Source organism: Streptomyces lasalocidi (assembly GCF_005280215.1).
In the GTDB taxonomy this organism is placed as follows: Bacteria; Actinomycetota; Actinomycetes; order Streptomycetales; family Streptomycetaceae; genus Streptomyces; species Streptomyces longwoodensis.
In genome coordinates, this window is the sequence record NZ_SZNQ01000001.1 from 3,507,963 (window position 1) to 3,525,268 (window position 17,306).

Below are 17,306 nucleotides of genomic sequence, written 5' to 3' on the forward strand. Positions count from 1 at the left end.
CGCCTCCTCGATGACGGTGACTGCTTACAGGTGTGCGAGCTTCTCCAGCACGGGGGCGGCAGCGCGCAGCTTGGCCCACTCGTCCTCGTCCAGGCCGTCCACCAGGTGCGCCAGGAAGGCGTTCCGCTTGGCGCGGGCCTCCGCGAGCATGCTTTCGGCCTGCTCGGTCCTGGTGACGACCTTCTGGCGGCGGTCCTCGGGGTGCGGCTCCAGCCGGACCAGGCCCTTGGCCTCCAGCAGCGCCACGATGCGGGTCATCGACGGCGGCTGGACGTGCTCCTTGCGGGCGAGCTCGCCCGGGGTGGCGCTGCCGCAGCGCGACAGCGTGCCGAGCACCGACATCTCGGTCGGGCTGAGCGACTCGTCGACCCGCTGGTGCTTCAGGCGGCGCGAGAGCCGCATCACGGCGGATCTGAGGGAGTTCACGGCGGCAGCGTCGTCGCCATGGGTGAGGTCCGGCATGTTCTTTAGCTTAACTCATTACCCTCGCTAAAGAACGCCTGGAGGCACGCCGGCGCGCAGTGATCCCTGCCACTGTGCGCCGAGATCACTCGAACGGGTGATACGAGCGCGGAACGGCACGCATCACCCCGAACCGTCCCGCGACCCTCGTAGCCATGGGGACCAGCGTGCTCAGCCTGCGAATGGACCACGTCCTGCTCGAGCGGCTCCGGCACCATGCCGCGAAAAGAGGAATGAGCGTCCAGGACTATGTCGTCCGGACGCTCATCCGCACCGACTTCGACGAGCGGTTCCAGTCCGCCGTCGAGGAGACGGAAAAGTTCTACGGGCTCACCTGAGGGCGGACCCGGGGGCCGGTCAGGTCAGACCCAGGGCCGGCATCAGGTAGTAGAAGGCGAAGACCGCGGAGACCACGTACATGGCCACCGGCACCTCCCGCCCGCGGCCGGCCGCCAGCCGCAGCACCGTGAAGGTGATGAAGCCCATGCCGATGCCGTTGGTGATCGAGTAGGTGAACGGCATCATCACCATGGTGATGAAGGCCGGGACCGCGATCGTGTAGTCGGCCCAGTCGATCTCCTTCACCGAGCCCGCCAGAATCAGGAAGCCCACCGCGAGCAGCGCCGGGGTCGCCGCCTGGGACGGGACCATCGTCGCCACCGGGGTGAGGAACAGCGCCACGGCGAACAGCGCGCCGGTGACCACGTTGGCGAAGCCGGTGCGGGCGCCCTCGCCGACGCCTGCGGTGGACTCCACGAAGCAGGTGGTGGCCGAGGAGGAGCTGGCGCCGCCGGCCGCGACGGCGATGCCGTCGACGAAGAGCACCTTGTTGATGCCGGGCATCTGGCCCTGGGCGTCGGTCAGCCTGGCCTCGTCGGAGACGCCCATGATCGTGCCCATCGCGTCGAAGAAGCACGACAGCAGCACGGTGAAGACGAACAGCACGCCGGTCAGCACGCCGACCTTGTCGAAGCCGCCGAACAGGCTGACCTTGCCGAGCAGGCCGAAGTCGGGGGCGCCGACCGGGTTGCCGGGCCACTTCGGGGTGGTCAGGCCCCAGGAGGGCACCTTCGCGACCGCCTCGACGATCATCGCGAGCACGGTCATCGCGACGATCGAGATGAGGATCGCGCCGGGGACCTTGCGCACGATCAGCGCGAGGGTGAGCAGCGCGCCGAGCACGAAGATCAGCACGGGCCAGCCGTTGAGGTGGCCGTCGCCGCCGAGCTGGAGCGGGACGGTGGTCTGGGCGACGTCGGGGATGCGGGAGACGAAGCCGGAGTCGACCAGTCCGATCAGCATGATGAACAGGCCGATGCCGATGCTGATGGCCTTGCGCAGGCCGAAGGGCACCGCGTTCATGACCCGCTCGCGCAGTCCGGTGGCGACCAGCAGCATCACCACGAGGCCGGCCAGCACGACCATGCCCATGGCGTCGGGCCAGGCCATGCGCGGGGCGAGCTGGAGCGCGACGACCGAGTTCACGCCGAGGCCGGCGGCCAGCGCGATCGGCACGTTGCCGACGACGCCCATCAGCAGCGTCGTGAACGCCGCCGTCACGGCCGTCGCGGTGACCAGCTGGCCGTTGTCCAGCTGGTGGCCGTACATGTCCTTCGCGCTGCCGAGGATGATCGGGTTCAGCACGATGATGTAGGCCATCGCGAAGAAGGTGGCGAGACCACCGCGGACCTCACGCGCCAGCGTGCTGCCCCGCTCCGAGATCTTGAAGTAGCGGTCGAGTGCGCCGTGGCCGGGCGTGCCGCCGGGCTGCTCGGACGCGGGGGCCTGGGAAGGGGCCGAGGTGGGGGCCATTGATACTTTCCTACGAACGGAACCGGTCATAGACAAACGGTTTCAGTATGAACATATGAAGCCAGGGTTGGCCATCTCCGCGCGTAGACCCCGTGGGGACGCGGGGGACGGCGGCGGTCCGCCCCGGGCCTCGTAAGCTGTGCGGCATGGCCGGACTTTTTTCGGGATCCCCGAAGCACGAGGCGCCGGAGCCCCTGGAAGGGCCCGTGGTCGCGACCGTCGTCGGCGGCACGGTCCTCTGGTTCGTCCTCTTCCTCGTGCAGCTGCCCTTCTACGGCTGGTTCGACGACCACGGCCACGCGTGGTGGGTGTGGACCTGCCTGGCCGGGGGCGGGCTCGGCCTGATCGGCATCTGGTACGTCCGCCGACGCGAAGCGGCCCTCGAGCGGGCACACGTCCTACCCCCGCAGGATCCGGCTCCTCCCCTGGTCTGATCTTCGGGACCTCCGGCGGGTGAAGCCCCCCGTCCGCACGTACCGTCGAAGGCATGACCCACACCGACGCCGCCCCCGCCGTCCCGGCGCACCGGGCGACGGGGCTCACCGCCGCCGAGGTCGCCGAGCGCGTCGCCCGCGGTCAGGTCAACGACGTTCCGGTGCGCAGCAGCCGCTCGCTCGGCGAGATCGTCCGGGCGAACGTCTTCACCCGGTTCAACGCGGTCATCGGCGTGCTCTGGCTGGTCATGCTGGCCGTCGCGCCCATCCAGGACAGCCTCTTCGGCTTCGTGATCGTCGCCAACACCGGGATCGGCATCGTCCAGGAGTGGCGCGCGAAGAAGACCCTCGACTCGCTCGCGGTGATCGGCGAGACCCGGCCCGTCGTACGGCGCGAGGGCGCCGCCGTGCCGGTCGCCACCTCGGACATCGTCCTGGACGACCTGCTGGAGATCGGTCCCGGCGACAAGATCGTGGTCGACGGGGTGTGCGCGGAGGCCGACGGGCTGGAGATCGACGAGTCACTGCTCACCGGTGAGGCCGACCCGGTCGTCAAACACCCCGGCGACCCGGTCATGTCCGGCAGCTTCGTGGTCGCCGGCGGCGGCGCCTTCCGCGCCACCAAGGTGGGCCGCGAGGCCTACGCCGCCCAGCTCGCCGAGGAGGCGTCCCGCTTCACCCTGGTCCACTCCGAGCTGCGCTCCGGCATCTCCACCATTCTCAAGTACGTCACCTGGATGATGGTCCCGACCGCGATCGGCCTGGTGGTCAGCCAGTTGTTCGTGAAGAACAACGACGTCAAGGACTCGATCGCCCGCACCGTCGGCGGCATCGTCCCGATGGTCCCGGAGGGCCTGGTGCTGCTCACCTCCGTGGCCTTCGCGATCGGCGTCGTCCGGCTCGGCCGCAAACAGTGCCTCGTCCAGGAACTGCCCGCCATCGAGGGCCTGGCCCGTGTCGACACCGTCTGCCTCGACAAGACCGGCACCCTCACCGAGGGCGGCATGGACGTCACCGCGCTGCGCGCCCTCGACGGCCACGACGAGTCCTCCCTGCACCGGGTGCTCGGCGCCTTCGGCGCGTCCGACCCGCGCCCCAACGCCTCCCTGCGGGCGATCGTCGACGCCTACCCCGACACCGGGGAGTGGCGCCACACCGGGGCCCTGCCCTTCTCCTCCGCCCGCAAGTACAGCGGCGCCACCTTCGACGAGGGCGACGGCGCGAGCAGCACCTGGCTGCTGGGCGCCCCCGACGTGCTGCTGGACGACGGGCACCCCGCGCTGGCAGAGACCGAGCGGCTCAACGAGGACGGCCTGCGGGTGCTGCTGCTGGCCCGCGCCGAGCGCGCCCTCGACGACACCGACGTCACCCAGGGCGCCGAGCCGGCCGCGCTGGTCGTCCTGGAACAGCGGCTGCGGCCGGACGCCGCCGACACCCTGCGCTACTTCGCCGAGCAGGACGTCCGGGCGAAGGTCGTCTCCGGCGACAACGCGGTCTCCGTGGGCGCGGTCGCCGCCAAGCTGGGGCTCAGCGGCAGCGCCGTCGACGCGCGGCGGCTGCCCGGGGAGCCGGAGGCGATGGCCGAGGCGCTCGACGAGGGCACGGTGTTCGGGCGGGTCACCCCGCAGCAGAAGCGGGACATGGTCGGCGCGCTCCAGTCGCGCGGGCACACCGTCGCGATGACCGGCGACGGCGTCAACGACGTGCTGGCGCTCAAGGACGCCGACATCGGCGTCGCGATGGGTGCCGGGTCCGAGGCCACCCGGGCCGTGGCGCAGATCGTGCTGCTCGACAACAGCTTCGCCACGCTGCCGTCGGTGGTGGCGGAGGGGCGCCGGGTCATCGGCAACATCACGCGGGTGGCGACGCTGTTCCTGGTGAAGACCGTCTACTCGGTGCTGCTGGCGCTGCTGGTGGTGTGCTGGCAGGTGGAGTACCCCTTCCTGCCACGCCACCTGACCCTGCTGTCCACGCTCACCATCGGCGTGCCCGCGTTCTTCCTGGCCCTCGCCCCGAACCGGGAGCGGGCCCGGCCGCACTTCGTCCGGCGGGTCATGCGGTACTCCGTGCCGGGCGGCGTGGTGGCGGGGGTGGCGACCTTCGTGACGTACCTGATCGCCCGTCACCACTACACGGGCGCCGGGTCGCTGGACGCGGAGACCAGCGCGGCGACCCTCACGCTGTTCCTGATCTCCCTGTGGATCCTGGCGATCATCGCCCGCCCGTACACCTGGTGGCGGGTGCTGCTGGTCGCCGCGATGGGCGTGGCGTTCCTGGTGGTGCTGGTCGTGCCGTGGCTCCAGCACTTCTTCGCGCTGAAGCTGGTGGGGGTGACGATGCCGTGGATCGCCGTGGGCGTCGCGGCGGTGGCGTCGGCCGCCCTGGAGCTGGTGTGGCGGTGGGTCGACCGACGCTTCCCCGTCTAGAGGGCTGCCGCTGTCTAGCGGACGTCGACGAAGTCGCCGGCCGCGGAGACGGCCGGGGTCGTCGGGGTGCCCGCGAAGGTGTAGCGGAAGTAGCCGTCCGCGGTGGCCTTCACAGTGGTCCTCAGGGCGCCCGTCGAGGAGGTCGTGACGGTCTTGACCGTGGTGTAGGCGGTGCTGCCCTTCTTGCGGAACTGGAGCTTCACCGGCTGGCTCGCGTAGCCGGCGTAGGTGTGGGCCTCCCAGTTGGCGCGGGACAGCTTGCCGGTGACGGTGATCGTGGCGCCCTTGCGGACCGGCTCGGGCGAGGCGTCGGCGGTCAGCTTGGACAGGCGCTGGACCGCGGCCGAGCCCAGGTCGCCCTTCCAGGTGGCGTGGTTGGCGGAGTCGACGGCGAGGGCGCCGACCTTCCAGGCACCGGCCTCGGTGTTGACCAGGTCGCCGTGGGCGCTGTCGAGGAAGATCGTGGCCTTGCAGTGCAGCACGGTCGAGGAGGCCGCCGTGCAGGTGCCCGGCTCGTCGCTGATGAACAGGTCGGACGGGGAGGTGATGGCGGCGCCGCGGTACAGGACCGGGCCGCTCTGGAAGGAACCGGTGCTCAGGGCGGCGGGCTTGGTCACGGTGTAGGTGACCGGGGCCGCGACCTTGGCCGAGGCGCCGACCACGATGCCGTGGCCGCCGTTGACCTTGACGGCGGAGAAGGTCACGGCCGGGCCGGTGGTACCGGTCGCCTGCGCGGCGGGCGCGGCGAGGGCGGTGAGGGCCAGCGCGCCGAGTGAGACGGCGACGGTGGCGGTGGCGCGTATGCGCATGTGCGTTCCCCAGTGGGAGGAGTGGATCGTGGAGTCTGGTGACTCACATGATCAGATCCGCGAGGGACCCACGGGGTTGCAGGGGTTGGTGAGGTCTTTGCGACCGGTTGGCCGGCGGATGGTGACCGGCCGGGGACCGGCCCGGACGACTGGCGCGTCCGCCCGCCCCGGACGGCTTCCGGGGCGGGCGGACGCGGTGGTGCCTGGTGCCTTGCGGCCTGGTCAGCGCACGTCGACGTAGTCGCCGGCGGCGGCGATCGCCGGGGCGGTGTTGGTGCCGACGAAGTTGTAGCGCCAGTAGCCGTCCACGCTCGCCTTGACGGTGGTGCTCAGGCCGCCGGTCGAGGTGGTCTTCACGCTCTTGACGGTCGAGTACGTGGTGGTGCCCGCCTTGCGGAACTGGAGCTGCGCGTACACGCCGGCGTAGCCGGAGTAGGCGCCGGTGTTCCAGTTGGCGTAGGTCAGGCGGCCCGTCGCGGTGATCGTCGCGCCCTTGCGGACGGGCTCGGGCGAGGCGTTGACCGTCACGGCCGAGCGGCGCTGCAGGCGCGTCGTGGCCAGGTTGTCCTGGTCGGCGACGCCGACCTTGCTCCAGTCGATGTCGTCCGTGCTGTACGGGTCGACGTCGTTCCAGTCGATGACGTAGCCGGTCGCCTTCCAGGTGGTGGCGTCGGCGTTGTACAGGTCTTCGGCCGGGCGGACGTCGACGGTGCCCTTGCAGGTGTCGACCGTGGCGGACACCGCGGTGCACACCGGCCAGTTGTCGCCCTCCAGGAAGTTGGCCGGTTCGTCGTAGGAGCCCCGGTAGAGCGTGACGTCCACCCAGGTGTCGTCGGCCCGGAGGTCGACGTCCGCCCCGTGGGTGACCGTGTAGGTGACGGGCGCGACGACGTGACCGGTGGGGCCGGCCACGATCGGCTTGCCGCCGTTGACCTTGACGTTGGAGAAGGTGACGCTCAGCGGGTACGGGGTGCCGGTGTCGGTGCCGGTCGACCCGGTGTACGCGGACTTGCCGTCGGCGGCCTTCAGGGCGGCGCGGACGACGTCCTGCTTGCTGGGACCGCCGTCGGCGGCCGTCGCGGCCGGCACGGCGAGGGCGGACAGGACCAGGGCGCCGCTGAGGGCGGCCACGGTGGCGCGGATGCGCATGTTTTCCCCCGGTGGGAAAAGGGGGCCCCCGGCGGGTCGGTCCCATCGACTCGTCCTCGCGGGGGGCCCAAATGATCGCGGAGCCTGTTGGCTCACATGATCAGATCCACGGCGCACGCGAATGGTTGTACGCCCCCGTGAAGATTTTGTGCGCGCATCAGTCGAACCACCGGTCCCGGGCCAACTCCTCGGTGCGCGACGGGTCTTCGAGCAGGGCCGCGACCTCGAAGCGGCGCGGCCACTGGCGTGCCGCCCAGGCGAGGCCCGCGGCCACGCCCTCCAGGGTGGCGGCGTGCAGCACGCCGTCACGGGTCAGCCGCCAGTCGATCTCCACGCCGTCCACGACGAGTTCCTCGTGCTCGACGTAGGTCCGCGGGGTGAGCGGGCCGAGCAGCACCCGCACCGGCTCCGGTACGTCGTGCTCGGTGCCCTCGGAGTCGACCCCGCCGGTGACCGACTCGCTGAGCCGGCGCACCTGGAACAGCTCGGCCAGCTCGGCGGCCAGGCCCGGGCGGACCGGCAGCAGCGGCACTCCCGCGGTGAAGGGCAGCAGGTCCGGGGAGTCCACGACCACCGCGTCGGCGGCGTCCACCACCTCCACCCGCCCGTCGACCACGGCCCGCAGCTCGTCCGGCAGGGTCACCCGCTCGGGGTCCAGCTCGGCCAGCGCGCCGTACAGGCCGTGCAGTTGCGCGGCGGTCACGGTGCGGTCCGGGTCGGCCAGGCGGTCCAGGAGCTCGGCCGCGCCGCCCGGCTCCTCCAGCAGCGCCGCCACCGACGTGCGGACCCCGAGCGCGCGCAGCACCTGCTCGTCGTCGAAGCCGGTCGCGTCGGCCTCGTCGTACAGGCCGCGCAGCAGCGGGTCGCCGCCGGCCGCCAGCAGCCCGGCCGGGCGCCGCCCGTCGAGCACCGGGTGCCCGCGCAACCACCAGGCGGTGTACGGCCGTACGACCTCGTGGGTGCCGTCGGGCAGCAGGATCCGCACCGGCTGGATCAGGGCGTCGCGCAGCGGCGGCCGGGCCAGCAGGGCGAGCGCCCGGGCCCACTGGCCGTCGTCGACGAGGTCGAGGTCGCGCACGGCGACCAGTTCGGTGGCAACCGGCGGGACGGGGCTGTCCGGGAACCGGTCGAGGACGTCCTCGCACCACACGTCGACGGCGTCCAGCAGCCCCGCGTCGTCGGGCTCGGCGAAGTCGCCGTCCCGGGGCTCCAGTTCGTCCGGGTCCAGCACGACGTCGGTGGCCCGCACGAGCGCGAAGTCCGCGAGCACGCCACAGGCGGCCAGCGGCTGTTCGCCCCACCGGGCGGCCAGGTCGGCGTCCACGAAGGGCAGTTCGCCCTCCCGGACCACCTCGGCGAACGGGCTGCCGGGCAGGACGAGTTCCCCGGCGGGCACCGGCTCGCCGTCCTCGTCGGGCAGGGCGAGCGCGCCCAGCCAGGGCTCGTCGCCGGGCTCCAGGCCCGCGTCCCGCACCAGCGCCAGCACCGTGTCCGCCAGCTCCTCGGCGTCCGGGGTGTCCGCGTCCCAGGCGCCGGGATCGTCGTCCAGGGAGGCGGCCACCGCGGCCCGCACCTGCGGGGTGGTCAGCACCGCCCGGGGCGTGGCGGGCAGCGCGCCGAGCTTCTCCAGCAGCGGGTGCGCGGCGTCCGCGTGGGCGACCTTGAGGCCGAGGCGGGCCAGCACGTCCGTGTCCACCCCGGCGGCCTCGGGCGTCGGCAGCAGCACCTGGCGCGGCCCGATCGTCGTCCGCCCGTCGGCCATCGGCACCGGCAGCCCCGACAGCCGGTCGGGGTCGACGCCGGCGAGGCTGTCGTAGAGCCGGTACCACCAGCCGGGGTCCTTCTCCAGGCCGGCCAGCCGGTCGACGGCGTCGGCGAGGGGGACCCGGGCGACGCCGAGGGTCCGCAGCTCCACGCGGCGCTCCAGGCCCGCCGGGAGCAGCGTCGGCAGCACCTCGGCCAGCACCCGCACGGTGTCGGCGCCGGCGCCCTCGACGATCTCGGCGTCCCGCGGCCGCAGCGCCTCGGGCAGGTCGTCGTCCCCCTCCTCCCCCGGCTCCCCGAGTTCCCCGGGCGCGACGGCCGGCGGCAGGAACGCGGTGCGCGGGAGCCGCTCCAGGACCGCCCGGCGCAGCGCGCCGTCCAGCTCGCCCTTGCCGAGCGGGCCGGGCACGAGGTCGATGACGCCGGGGCCCACCGGCCGCCACCCGGCCAGCAGCTCGGCGTACGCGTCGGCGGCGCGCTCCACCAGGAAGTCGGTCAGCGGGCCGGGCGCGGCGTGCCGGCGCGTGGTGTCCAGCGGGAGGGACGCGATCAGCAGCGCGGGCACACCGAGGGGCTCGTCGCTGGGGGTGGGCGCGTGCACGACGGGCGCGGTGCGCGGCCGCGCCGGGGCGCCGTCCGCGTCGACGGGCACCGCCCAGGTGACGGACCAGTGGGGCCGCAGCCGCTCCTCCACGGGCCGGTCGGCCAGCAGCCCGGCCGCCAGCGGGCCGTGCGCGGCGGCGGTGCGCCAGCGGGTGGTGCCGTCGCGCGAGTCGTCGACGACAACGGTGTCCGGCCCGTCGGTGGTCCGCCGCAGGGTGCGGGGGGCATCCTGGCCCACCTCGACGACGACCTCCTCGAGGCCGGGCAGGGCGAGCAGCAGGGCGTCGTCCACGGCGTGCAGCAGCCGCTCGGCGAGGCCGGCGGCGGCGGTGTCCCGCAGCGGCAGGATCACGGCGGTGTCGTACGGCGCGGGCGGCAGGCCCTCGGCGGCGAACGGCAGCCGCAGCAGCGGTACGTGCCCGTCGCGGCGCCGGATCTCGTCGCCCAGGCCGGGGCTGTGCCGGGCAGTGTCCCCGGCGAGGTCGCGGGCCTCGGCCAGCGACCAGCGCACGCCCCCGTGCCGGCTCACCACGGCCGGTTCGTCGGTGACGGCGAGCACGGCCGCGAAGCCGACGCCGTACCGCCCGACCGCCTCGCTGTCCCGCTTGGCGGACGCCCGCAGCGTGGCCAGCGACTCGACCCCGGCGGCGTCCAGGGGCGCGCCGGTGTTGGCGGCGACCAGCACCCCGTCGCGCAGGGTCAGCAGCAGCCGGCCGGCCACCCGGCCGCGGGCCGCGGCGTCGGCGGCGTTCTGGGCGAGCTCGACGACGAGCCGGTCCCGGTACCCGCCGAGGACCAGGTCCTCCTCGGCGTTGGCGTCCTCACGGAAGCGGGCGGGGCTGGTGGCCCAGGCGTCGAGGACGCCCCGGCGCAGACGGGCGGTCCCGAAGGGGTCGGCGCCCTCGGCCGCGGGCCGCACGAAGTTGCTCACGGTTCCTTCTCCTCGTCGATGTGAGGACGAAGGTACCGCTCACCGACCCCGACCTGCGCCGCCCACCCGGCAGGGGGGGGCTCCCCCGCTCCTAGGGCCTGTCGTTTGGATCATCCCGGCGTCGCGGGGTCTGGCACGCACATCTGCGGCGTTGTCGTCGGTTGGCGACGCTCCGCGTCGCCGCCCTCCTCCGCTTGCAGCTGCACGCGCCGGACCCCGCTCGGGTCGGCGACAAGGCGCCGTGGGCCGGGCCGGACTGATCCAAACGACAGGCCCTAGGGGGTGTCTCGTCGATCAGGCCGGATCAGGGAGCGGCGTCTGGTGCCGTGCATCGCAAGGCGGAGGAGGGAGTCGATGCGGAGCATCGGGGACCGACGACAACGCGGCGAGGTGCGGTGCCAGGCGCCGCGAGCCCGGCCTGATCGACGAGACACCCCCTAGGAGTGGCCGAGTTCCGCCGACTCCTCGTCCGCGGTCGCCGGGACCGAGCCCGAGTCCGGGGACGGGCGCAGCGGGAAGGGGTCGACGCGGGTCTCGTCGATGACCGGGTCGGCCGGGCGCGGCGGCTTGGGCATCACCGCGGCCTCGGAGTGGCCGCCGCAGCCGTACGTCAGGGAGACCACGCGGCCGTCGGCCGGGGAGAACTCGTTGGCGCACACGCCGAACGCCTGGCCGAGGGAGCCGCCGACCGGCACCAGGAAGCCACAGCTGAGACAGGCCGCGGGGGCCGCCTGCGCCATGGGGGTCTTCGCGCCGAACGCCTCCTCCCAGCGGTCGGCCGCGGTGTGCAGGCCGTAGCGGGAGAGCACCCGGGCGCGCCGCATGCCCAGTTCCTCGGCCACGGCGGCGATGGAGCCCCGCCTCGGCGCGGTGGGCAGCTCGGCCGGCGGTCCGGCCGTCACGTCGGCGTCCTCCGCCTCCGCGAGGTCGGCCATCTCGGCGGAGACGGCCGAGTTCGGCGGCGGCTCGTCCTCGCCCGTGTAGCCGGGCTCCAGGCGCAGGTCCTCCGCGTCGGTGGGGAGCAGGTCGCCCGGGCCCATGTCGCCGGGGCGCAGGCGTTCGCTCCACGGCACCCACTCCGGGGCCAGCACGGCGTCCGGGCCGGGCAGCAGCACCACCTCGTCGAGGGTGACGGCCTTGGCGCGGGAGGCGCGGGCCACGGTCACCGCCCAGCGCCAGCCGCGGTACCCGAGCTCGCGGCACTCGAAGAAGTGCGTGACGACGCGGTCCCCCTCGGAGACCGTCCCCACGTGTGCGCCGACCACCCCGGGCGCGGCCGCCTCCTCCGCTGCGGCGCGGGCGAGGTCGACGGCCTCGGCGCACAGACGGTCGGGGGTGCGGCTTCGCGTTGTCGCTGCGCTCACAGGTATCGCTTCTCTCCTACGCCGTCTCTCGGGTGCGGTTGCCTCCGGCGGTGGGGCGGACGGAGCGGACCTGGGGACCGCGTCGACGTCCGCGTCCGAATCGCGCTCGGGCGCACCTGTGCCATCCATTGTGCGGGATGGCTGAGATACGCACGCTACCTGTTCGCAGGCGCTTGGCCTACACCGACGGTGATTCTTCGGCGCTCCGCGCCGCGTCCGGCGCGTCGCACGGGCCCGTGCGGGGGCCCCGCCGGGCGGGCCGCGCCCGCAACTCGCTTCCCTTCAAACCGCACTACCTCCCCCCAACTCAGGGCACTATGACGTCGTGGCAGCCGCGAAGACACCTCCGGGCACGGCCGGAGTACAGCGGGGCGGTTCGGGCCGGTTCGGCGGGTCCGTCCGTGCGGTCGGGCGTGCCCTGCACTTCCCCGTGACCGGAACGGCCCGGGGGATCCGCAAGGCGACGCACGCGCACGGCGCGGGCGAGTCGGGCCTCGGCAAGCTGATCGAGCTGCACGCGGTGAACGGCGCGGGTGACGTGATGATCACCGTCGCCCTGGCCTCCACCGTGTTCTTCTCGGTCCCGACCGACGAGGCCCGCGGCCGGGTGGCGCTGTACCTGGCGATCACCATGGCCCCGTTCACGCTCCTGGCCCCGGTCATCGGACCCCTCCTCGACAGACTGCCGCACGGTCGGCGCGCCGCGATGGCCGGGGCGATGCTGGCCCGCGCCCTGCTGGCGCTGGTGCTGTCCGGGGCGGTGGTCACCGGCAGTCTGGAGCTGTACCCGGCCGCCCTGGGGGTGCTGGTCGCCTCCAAGGCGTACGGCGTGGTGAGAAGTGCGGTGGTGCCACGGCTGCTGCCACCGGGGTTCTCCCTGGTGAAGGCGAACTCACGGGTCACCCTGGGCGGGCTGCTCGCCACCGGCGTGGCCGCGCCGATCGGCGCCGGGCTCCAGGCGGTCGGGGCGCGCTGGCCGCTGTTCGGCGCGTTCGCGATCTTCGTCGCGGGCATGTTCCTGTCGTTCTCGCTGCCGCGGAAGGTCGACTCGGCGAAGGGCGAGGACACCGCCCTGCTCGCCTCGGACGAGCAGCACGTGCACGGCCCGCAGCGGCGGGCCGCGAAGCGGCCGGGCCTGCGGACGGTCGGCATCGCCGTCACCCACGCCCTGGGCGCCAACGCGGCGCTGCGCTGGCTGTCCGGCTTCCTGACGTTCTTCCTGGCGTTCCTGCTGCGCGAGCACCCGCTGACCGGGCAGAGCGCGGCCGTGTCGCTGGGCATCGTGGCGGTCGCGGCGGGCCTGGGCAACGCGCTCGGCACGTCGGTGGGGGCGTGGCTGCGCTCCCGGGCCCCCGAGCTGATCATCGTGACGGTGGTCGCGGTGGTGCTGGGCGCGGCGGTCGTGGCGGCGGCGTTCTTCGGGGCGTTCCTGGTGGCCTGTCTCACCGCGGTCGCCGGGTTCTCGCAGGCGCTGGCCAAGCTGTCCCTGGACGCGCTGCTCCAGCGGGACGTGCCGGAGCTGGTGCGCACTTCGGCGTTCGCCCGCTCCGAGACGCTGCTGCAGATGTCCTGGGTGTTCGGCGGCGCTGTCGGCATCGCCATGCCGCTGAACGGCGCGCTGGGCCTGTCGGTGGCCGCCGCGGTGCTCGCCGTCGGCTGGGCCACGACCGTGCGGGGCCTGCTGAGCTCGGCACGCCACGGCGGGGCGTCGCGGACCCGCGTGGCGTAACCCACAGCGACGCCGTACCCCTCGTAGGGAGAGCACCGGGCCTGCCCGATAGCCTTCGGGCATGACCCTGCAATCCGCTGCTGTGCGACGCCGCCGCGCCGTCGCCGCCGCCGGCGCCGTTTCCGCCGGACTGCTCGTCCTGTCGGCCTGCGACAAGCCGACCCCGCTGTCCACGATCACCGTGGGCCGTTCCTCGGTCAGCACCGACGCCACCTGCGGTGGGGAGGGCGACACCCTGAAGGCCGCGGACCTGGCCAAGTGCCTCAAGGACACGGACATCAAGTCGATCTCCGTGGACCCCGACGAGACCGTGCGCTTCGGTGTCGACCCCGACATCGCCGACAAGCGCTGGACGATCCTGATGAACGGTCAGCCGCTGACCGACGAGAGCACCAAGACGTACCGCACCATCCCGGGCAGCGTCTTCTTCAACGCCCAGTACGGCGCCCAGGGCGACTCCACGCTGGTCTCCATCAAGGCGTCCGACGGCAAGAAGGACAGCCAGTCCGTCACCGGGCTGTGGTCCTTCAAGCTGAAGAAGGAAGGCTGATCGTCGCGGCCGGTCCGTACCGGGTCCTGGTGGCCACCGCCGTCCCCGTGGAGCGGGACGCGGTGGCCGCGGCGCTCGACGCCGTGCGGGCCGCGGGCGGTGCGCCGGGCGGCCCGGTCGTCGATCCGGTGGCCGCCGGCGTGGGGTCCGCCCTCGCCGCCGCCGCGACCGCCACCGCGCTCGCCGGTGCCGCCCGCGACGGCACCCCGTACGACCTCGTCGTCAGCGCCGGGATCGGCGGCGGCTTCCTGCCCGCCGCGCCGGTCGGCTCGCTCGTGGTCGCCGACGCGATCACCGTCGCCGACCTGGGCGCCGAGACCGCCGACGGCTTCCTCCCGGTCACCGAACTCGGCTTCGGGACCGTCACCCACCGCCCGCCCGCCGCGCTCGTGCGGCAGGCCGCGGCCGCCACGGGGGCACGCGCCGGCACCGTGCTGACCGTGTCCACCGTCACCGGCACCGCCGGGCGGGCCGCCGCCCTGCGCGCCCGCCACCCGGACGCGCTCGCCGAGGCCATGGAGGGCTTCGGCGTCGCCGAGGCGGCCGCCCTGCACGGCGTGCCCGTGCTGGAGGTCCGCGCGGTCTCCAACCCCGTGGGACCGCGCGACCGCGCCGCCTGGCGCATCGCCGACGCCCTCGCGGCCCTCACCGAGGGCTTCGGGAAGCTCGTGCCCGTCCTGGAAAGTTGGAGACACCATGACGACGACCGGTGACCCGCTGCGGATCGCCTACTCCCCCTGCCCCAACGACACCTTCGTCTTCGACGCCCTCGCCCACGGCCGGGTCCCCGGCGGGCCCGCACTGGACGTGACGTTCGCCGACATCGACGTCACCAACGGCATGGCCGAGCGCGGCGAGTTCGACGTGCTGAAGGTGTCGTACGCCGTGCTGCCCTACGTCCTCGGCGAGTACGCCCTGCTGCCGTGCGGGGGCGCGCTGGGCCGGGGCTGCGGGCCGCTGGTGCTGACCCGGGAGGCGGGGACAGCCGGCGGCGCGGGACTGGCGGGCCGGACCGTCGCCGTGCCCTCGGAGCGGTCGACGGCGTACCTGCTGTTCCGGCTGTGGGCGGCGGACACCGTGCCCGGCGGGGTCGGCGAGATCGTCGTCATGCCGTTCCACGAGATCATGCCGGCCGTGCGGGACGGGAAGGTCGACGCGGGCCTGGTGATCCACGAGGCGCGCTTCACGTTCCAGAACTACGGGCTGCACCGGCTCGCGGACCTGGGCGAGTACTGGGAGGACACCACCGGGCTGCCGATCCCGCTCGGTGCGATCATCGCCAAGCGGTCGCTGGGCGCGGACGCCCTGACCCGGCTCGCCGACGCGGTCCGCGCCTCGGTCCGGGCCGCCTGGGACGATCCCGCGGCGTCCCGGCCCTACGTCATGGAGCACGCCCAGGAGATGGACCCGGCCGTCGCCGACCAGCACATCGGGCTGTACGTCAACGAGTTCACCGCCGACCTGGGCGACGACGGCCACGCGGCGATCCGCGGGCTGCTCACGCGCGCGGCCGCCGAGGGACTGGTGCCGCCCCTCGGCCCGGACGCGCTGGACTTCCCCTGAGCGGTGCGCGTCCCCCGAGAGGGGCGCGTCAGACGTCGAGTTGGTCGGCGACCGCGCGCAGCAGACCGGCGATCTTCTTGCCGGAGTTCTTGTCGGGATAACGGCCCTTCTCGAGCATCGGCGTGATGTTCTCGAGGAGGGTCGTCAAATCCTGGACGATGGAGGCCAACTCGTCGGGCTTCTTGCGGTGGGCCGCCGCGACCGACGGGGTCGGGTCGAGGACGGTCACCGAAAGGGCCTGGTCGCCGCGTTGTCCGGCGACGACGCCGAACTCCACGCGCTGTCCCGGCTTCAGTGCCTCCACTCCGGCGGGGAGGACCGAGGAATGGACGAAGACGTCACCGCCGTCGTCACGGGAGAGAAAGCCGAAGCCCTTCTCACTGTTGAACCACTTGACCTTGCCGGTGGGCACGTCTGTCCTCGTCCTCGTACTCGTCGGAAAACTGCATCGGAAAACGGCTTTTGACAGCACTGCCGCGGGTCGCCCTCGACCCGCGAGGTACCAAGGCTAATGGTCTGGGGGCGGGTGACAAGACGTCGCCCGGTTGTTCCTTCGCGCTGGGAACTACCCTGGTCCGGTGCGTGACAAAACCCAAACGAATTCCGCCGGGCCCGGTGACCGACTGATCCGCGCCGGTGCGCTCGTGTTCTTCGCCGGTGCCGTGGCCACTCTCGTCACCGTGGCCCCGCTGTTCTTCGGTTCGAGGCCTTTTCCGACGTACATGTTCGGATTGAGCATGCTCATGGGCGTCGGCTTCCTGATCGCGGCCGCGGGAGTGCTGCGCGCGATCGCGGCGGGCCGCCGTCAGGCGCGGGGCGCCTCGCGGTAACCGGTGGCCGAGTTCTTTCCGCCGTGGCCGTCACGGCGGTATTCCGCCAGCCACTCCGGGAACCGGGTGAGGTCCGCGAGGACCACGTCCGCGCCCGCCGCGCGCAGCGCCGCCGCGTCGTACGGCCCGGTCGCCACGGTGACCGACAGCGCGTCGGCCGCGCGGGCACCGCGGATGTCGCCGAGGTGGTCGCCGACGTAGACGCTCGCGCCGTGCTCGCGCAGCGCCTCGGCCTTCTGCTCGGCCCACAGGTCACCCACGACGGCGTCCGGCTCGATGCCCAGGTGCGCCAGGTGCAGCTTGGCGTTCGGCTCGTACTTGGCGGTGACGACGAGCGCCCGCCCGCCGGCCGCGCGCACGGCGTCGATCGCCTCGCGGGCGCCGGGCAGCGCGGGGGTGGCCGCGACGGCGTACTCCGGGTACATCGCGCGGTACAGGTCGGCCATGGCCGCCACCCGGTCCGCCGGGAACCAGTTGCCCAGCTCGTCCACGAGCGGCGGCCCGAGCCGGGTCACCGCCAGGTCGGCGTCGATGAACGTCCCCGTCCGCTCGGCCAGCGCCAGGTAACAGGCACGGATCCCTGGCCGGGAGTCGATCAGCGTCATGTCGAGGTCGAACCCGACGGTGGGCGCGGGCACGGACGGGAGCGCGGACGCGGAGGGGGAGACCATGCCTGCCATTGTCCCCGGTGACGGTGAGGGTGACGGGGGCGGGGAGGGGTGCGCGGGCCCGGCCACCCACGGCGGGAGGAACCGTCGCGGGCGCCTACGACCCGGGGGCAGCGGGGGCGCAGGGCCGGACCGGGCCGACGCAGGAATCCACGGTCGGGGAGAGACCGGTGTGCGCCCACCACCGGGCCGGACCAGCGCGCCCAAGGCTG

At 73.4% G+C, this 17,306-nt stretch carries 16 protein-coding genes; 8 read left to right on the forward strand and 8 right to left on the reverse strand.

Translation table 11 applies throughout. The features are described 5' to 3' along the window. Positions 1 to 24: 24 nt before the first annotated feature. Complete coding sequence (locus E4U91_RS15595) at positions 25 to 462, reverse strand: MarR family winged helix-turn-helix transcriptional regulator (protein ID WP_137307433.1); 438 nt, start codon at positions 460 to 462, stop codon at positions 25 to 27. Positions 463 to 617: 155 nt separating this feature from the next. On the opposite strand from E4U91_RS15595, the gene E4U91_RS15600 reads away from it, so the two are divergent. Then, positions 618 to 800, forward strand: a complete 183-nt coding sequence (locus E4U91_RS15600) for a ribbon-helix-helix protein, CopG family (RefSeq protein ID WP_137307434.1) — start codon at positions 618 to 620, stop codon at positions 798 to 800. Between the two features lie 19 nt (positions 801 to 819). Here the strand turns inward: E4U91_RS15600 and E4U91_RS15605 are convergent, their stop codons facing one another. Continuing rightward, positions 820 to 2,274: an NCS2 family permease gene (locus E4U91_RS15605; RefSeq protein ID WP_137307435.1), complete on the reverse strand. Its 1,455-nt coding sequence runs from the start codon at positions 2,272 to 2,274 to the stop codon at positions 820 to 822. 146 nt (positions 2,275 to 2,420) lie between these two features. Here E4U91_RS15605 and E4U91_RS15610 point away from each other — a divergent pair, with 146 nt between their 5' ends. Both E4U91_RS15610 and E4U91_RS15615 read left to right on the forward strand, forming a co-directional pair. Continuing rightward, entirely contained in the window at positions 2,421 to 2,708 is a 288-nt protein-coding gene (locus E4U91_RS15610) for a DUF2530 domain-containing protein (RefSeq protein ID WP_137307436.1), read from the forward strand. Positions 2,709 to 2,761: 53 nt separating this feature from the next. Next, on the forward strand, positions 2,762 to 5,134 hold the full coding sequence (locus E4U91_RS15615; protein WP_137307437.1) for an HAD-IC family P-type ATPase: 2,373 nt from the start codon (positions 2,762 to 2,764) through the stop codon (positions 5,132 to 5,134). Positions 5,135 to 5,148: 14 nt separating this feature from the next. On the opposite strand, the gene E4U91_RS15620 is transcribed toward E4U91_RS15615, so the two are convergent. From E4U91_RS15620 to E4U91_RS15645, 4 genes are all read right to left on the reverse strand, one after another. Further along, entirely contained in the window at positions 5,149 to 5,943 is a 795-nt protein-coding gene (locus tag E4U91_RS15620) for a hypothetical protein (RefSeq protein ID WP_137307438.1), read from the reverse strand. 222 nt (positions 5,944 to 6,165) lie between these two features. Further along, entirely contained in the window at positions 6,166 to 7,092 is a 927-nt protein-coding gene (locus E4U91_RS15625) for a hypothetical protein (protein WP_137307439.1), read from the reverse strand. 157 nt (positions 7,093 to 7,249) lie between these two features. Beyond that, complete coding sequence (locus E4U91_RS15630; protein ID WP_137307440.1) at positions 7,250 to 10,390, reverse strand: sacsin N-terminal ATP-binding-like domain-containing protein; 3,141 nt, start codon at positions 10,388 to 10,390, stop codon at positions 7,250 to 7,252. 437 nt (positions 10,391 to 10,827) lie between these two features. Then, positions 10,828 to 11,754 carry a DUF3027 domain-containing protein gene (locus tag E4U91_RS15645; protein WP_137307441.1) on the reverse strand — a complete coding sequence of 309 codons (927 nt, stop codon included), beginning with the start codon at positions 11,752 to 11,754 and terminating at the stop codon, positions 10,828 to 10,830. A gap of 325 nt (positions 11,755 to 12,079) precedes the next feature. Here E4U91_RS15645 and E4U91_RS15650 point away from each other — a divergent pair, with 325 nt between their 5' ends. The 4 genes from E4U91_RS15650 (at position 12,080) to E4U91_RS15665 (ending at position 15,596) form a co-directional block, all read left to right on the forward strand. Next, positions 12,080 to 13,483: an MFS transporter gene (locus E4U91_RS15650; protein WP_137307442.1), complete on the forward strand. Its 1,404-nt coding sequence runs from the start codon at positions 12,080 to 12,082 to the stop codon at positions 13,481 to 13,483. 82 nt (positions 13,484 to 13,565) lie between these two features. Next, a complete protein-coding gene (locus E4U91_RS15655) occupies positions 13,566 to 14,033 on the forward strand; it encodes a DUF2771 domain-containing protein (RefSeq protein WP_067234341.1) in 468 nt (155 codons plus the stop codon). Then, positions 14,003 to 14,746 (forward strand): futalosine hydrolase, encoded by a 744-nt coding sequence (locus E4U91_RS15660; protein WP_137307443.1) that lies wholly within the window; start codon positions 14,003 to 14,005, stop codon positions 14,744 to 14,746. Before E4U91_RS15655 ends, E4U91_RS15660 begins: the two co-directional genes overlap by 31 nt. Further along, positions 14,730 to 15,596, forward strand: a complete 867-nt coding sequence (locus E4U91_RS15665) for a 1,4-dihydroxy-6-naphtoate synthase (RefSeq protein WP_137307444.1) — start codon at positions 14,730 to 14,732, stop codon at positions 15,594 to 15,596. The genes E4U91_RS15660 and E4U91_RS15665 overlap by 17 nt, the downstream gene beginning before the upstream one ends. 28 nt (positions 15,597 to 15,624) lie before the next feature. Here the strand turns inward: E4U91_RS15665 and E4U91_RS39585 are convergent, their stop codons facing one another. Beyond that, positions 15,625 to 16,008: a cold-shock protein gene (locus E4U91_RS39585; RefSeq protein WP_137307445.1), complete on the reverse strand. Its 384-nt coding sequence runs from the start codon at positions 16,006 to 16,008 to the stop codon at positions 15,625 to 15,627. A gap of 166 nt (positions 16,009 to 16,174) precedes the next feature. Between E4U91_RS39585 and E4U91_RS15675 the strand changes: the two genes are divergently transcribed. Next, complete coding sequence (locus E4U91_RS15675; protein ID WP_137307446.1) at positions 16,175 to 16,426, forward strand: hypothetical protein; 252 nt, start codon at positions 16,175 to 16,177, stop codon at positions 16,424 to 16,426. On the opposite strand, the gene E4U91_RS15680 is transcribed toward E4U91_RS15675, so the two are convergent. Next, positions 16,402 to 17,097, reverse strand: a complete 696-nt coding sequence (locus E4U91_RS15680; RefSeq protein WP_422070900.1) for an HAD family hydrolase — start codon at positions 17,095 to 17,097, stop codon at positions 16,402 to 16,404. The two genes, E4U91_RS15675 and E4U91_RS15680, sit on opposite strands and share 25 nt — an antisense overlap. Between the last annotated feature and the right edge of the window lie 209 nt (positions 17,098 to 17,306).